5 protein-coding genes are annotated in these 2,611 nt (G+C 55.1%); 3 read left to right on the top strand and 2 right to left on the bottom strand.

Annotated features, from left to right (window positions below; translation table 11 throughout):
- Positions 1–129 precede the first annotated feature (129 nt).
- The 3 genes from CBW42_RS14235 to CBW42_RS14225 are packed head-to-tail and all read left to right on the top strand — an operon-like array spanning position 130 to position 2,016.
- Positions 130–1,131, top strand: a complete 1,002-nt coding sequence (locus tag CBW42_RS14235) for a CPBP family intramembrane glutamic endopeptidase (RefSeq protein ID WP_087022381.1) — start codon at positions 130–132, stop codon at positions 1,129–1,131.
- Between the two features lie 4 nt (positions 1,132–1,135).
- Entirely contained in the window at positions 1,136–1,663 is a 528-nt protein-coding gene (tadA, locus tag CBW42_RS14230) for a tRNA adenosine(34) deaminase TadA (RefSeq protein WP_087022384.1), read from the top strand.
- Positions 1,660–2,016 (top strand): DUF6054 family protein, encoded by a 357-nt coding sequence (locus tag CBW42_RS14225; RefSeq protein ID WP_133058324.1) that lies wholly within the window; start codon positions 1,660–1,662, stop codon positions 2,014–2,016. The genes tadA and CBW42_RS14225 overlap by 4 nt, the downstream gene beginning before the upstream one ends.
- Positions 2,017–2,107: 91 nt before the next feature.
- Here CBW42_RS14225 and CBW42_RS14220 read toward each other — a convergent pair whose 3' ends face one another.
- Together CBW42_RS14220 and CBW42_RS15520 are read right to left on the bottom strand one after the other, a co-directional pair.
- On the bottom strand, positions 2,108–2,410 hold the full coding sequence (locus CBW42_RS14220) for a hypothetical protein (RefSeq protein WP_087022795.1): 303 nt from the start codon (positions 2,408–2,410) through the stop codon (positions 2,108–2,110).
- Between the two features lie 72 nt (positions 2,411–2,482).
- Positions 2,483–2,611: preprotein translocase subunit SecG (locus tag CBW42_RS15520; protein WP_205703652.1), on the bottom strand; the 129-nt coding region annotated here is incomplete at its 5' end.

Raw genomic sequence — 2,611 nt, 5'->3', positions numbered from 1 at the left:
GATCCGCCTTGAACGGAACGCACGGAAAAAATCAGATAAGTGACCGCAAACACAAATGGACGAAGCGGCGTTCCCAACCCCGGACAGGGGCGGCGGAACGCCGCTTTTGTGATATATTCGGGAAAAACCATGACAGAATACGCTTCCTGTGGTATGATGGTAGAAATGCAGGAAACGGAGGCGGCGAATATCAGCTGGAAAAAGGAAGAAATACGGCAGGTGCGCCGCAGTGCGGACCTCATCGGCATCGTGGAAATTGCCAGCATATTGATCAATTTGCTGCTGTATCCGATTGTCCGGCTGCTGCCGGTGTTGGAAGAGGGCAGTCTGGGCGCAGAGGTGTATGACCTGCTGCTGTACCTGATTGTATTTGCCATTCCGGTGACTGTGGCAGCGCGGTGGACCGGTATGGATGTGGATGATCTCATGGGACGTGGGAGACCGTCCCCGACCGTCTACCTGATGACCATCGGGCTGACGCTTGGCTGGTCGTATACGGCGAGTTGGCTGGCTGGCGGCATGGAAGTGCTGCTGAATGGATTTGGACTCACTGAAGCGCAGGATGTTTTTGTCATGCCCGCAGGCGGTGCGGCGATGGCGGTGCGGTTTCTCTCGGTCGCCATCATCCCGCCCATTGTGGAGGAGCTGTGTTATCGCGGCTTTTATCTGAGTACAGCGGTGCGTTCGATGGGCACCTGGGGTGCCATTGTACTGACATCATTTGCGTTTTGGCTGGCTCATTACAGCGTGGAAATCCTGCCGCTGGCATTCGGCTTCGGTCTCATCGGCGGTTATATTCGGCGGCGCTATGGCTCGCTGCTGCCGTCCATGTGCGGGCATTTTGCGGTGAACAGCATTTATCTGCTTGTCAATGCCGGCTGGGAGATCGGAACGCGCGCCGGCACGGGAATTTCGCTTGTGGTTTCACTGGCCGAAATTTTGTTTGGCGCAATCGGTGTGATGCTGTTTGTACGCGAAGGATGCCTGAAGGAGATCTGGGACGGCACATTTGGGCACCGTTCGGCGCTGACACCGCGTGAACAGGCACGGGCTGTGCTGACCAGCCTGCCTGCGCTGCTGGTGCTGCTGACAGCGGTTTATTTTATGGCAAAAAATCTGGAGGCACTGTGACAGCATGACAGAACAGGAAAAATATATGAAGGCAGCACTCCGGCTGGCGAAAAAATCCGCAGAAGAGGGCGAGGTGCCGGTCGGCTGCGTCGTTGTCTGTGACGGAAAGATTGTCGGGCGCGGGCGCAACCGCCGGGAAACCAAAAAAACCGCGCTGTCCCATGCGGAAATCGAAGCCATTGGCAAGGCATGCAAAAAGCTGGGTGGCTGGCGGCTGCACCGCTGTGACCTGTATGTGACGCTGGAACCATGCCCGATGTGTGCGGGTGCAATCATCAATGCGCGCATCAAAACGGTCTATTACGGCGCAGATGACCCGAAGGCGGGTTCGTGCGGCAGTCTCATCAATCTGTTTGATGTGGCTTACAACCACAAGCCGGATATTGTGCGCGGACTGATGAAGGATGAATGCGCGGGTGTACTGACGGACTTTTTCCGCGCGCTGCGCAAAAAACGCAAGGAAGAGCGCAGACTGCTGCGCGAGCAGAGTGGAGACGCGCTGCAAAATCCGGAGACGGAAGAGGTGAAATGATGAGCAGTGTCAGCATCAGACTACGCGGCAGCCATGCGGCTGGGATTGAGGCATTGGCCAATGTGTTGAAGGAGGAAATCAATGCCGAGCTGATTGCGGAAAGCTGGAGAAGCCTGCATGATGTGCGTGTGGTTTTGCTTTCATTTGAGCGGTATTTTTTTCGCAACGGAAGCTATGCGAGCCTTACGGTGTTGCTGACAGAGAGCCAAGACATGCAGACTGCGGATATTGTCGGCTCCGGCGGAGGGGAAGGCCTGTTCAATATCAGCTGGGGAGCCAATTCGGATTTCGCTGAGATGGCCGCAGAGTTGCTGCGCAAATATGGCTTTTGTGAAGAAAGTCAGTGGCCGTGACGGAGAAAATCTGTCCATCGGCGCGCACAGAATAAACCGCAATAAAAAAAGTCATGACCGGTCAGATCATGACTTTTTTTGTCTGTATGGATTACTGCATGACTGCGCCGCAGACSMTTGCGCCCACCAGGCAGACGACCGACAGAACGGAAAACAGCAGCTGATGGTGGAATTTCCGATCAGCCTTTTGCTTTGCCGCCGCGACATCGACAGCGTGTTTTTCGCCGTGGTTGAACAGCTGCATGGCGCGTCCGTCGCGCTTGGCAATAGAATCATCGGACAGCTTGTCTGATTCGACGGCGAGCTGGTTCCAGTCGTGCGTCAGGCGGAAATACATGCCGATGGCGCCGAATACCAGAAATCCGATGAGGAACAGAATCATGAGAGTTTTCATTGCAATACCTCCGGTTTGGCACAAAAGACAAAGCGGATGGAAGGCATTCCATCCGCTTTCTGCCGCTGTTCCTCAGCCCAGCAGGACGAGGAACAGCGAATCAACTACAAATACAATTGCGAAAATCTTGGTCAGGTTCGCCAGAACCGCTTCAATACCGGTTGCCTTGTTGGAGCCAAAGAAGGTCTCCTGTCCGCCGCC

Source organism: Butyricicoccus porcorum, assembly GCF_002157465.1.
GTDB classification, from domain to species: Bacteria; Bacillota; Clostridia; order Oscillospirales; family Butyricicoccaceae; genus Butyricicoccus_A; species Butyricicoccus_A porcorum.
Note: the sequence above shows the minus strand (reverse complement) of the source record. Positions and strands in the feature narration are given on the sequence as shown.

What these genes read in the sequence shown, in the direction of transcription:
- CBW42_RS14235 (WP_087022381.1), top strand. Translation starts at nt 130, where the DNA reads ATGACAGAATACGCTTCCTGTGGTATGATGGTAGAAATGCAGGAAACG.
- tadA (WP_087022384.1), top strand. Translation starts at nt 1,136, where the DNA reads ATGACAGAACAGGAAAAATATATGAAGGCAGCACTCCGGCTGGCGAAA.
- CBW42_RS14225 (WP_133058324.1), top strand. Translation starts at nt 1,660, where the DNA reads ATGATGAGCAGTGTCAGCATCAGACTACGCGGCAGCCATGCGGCTGGG.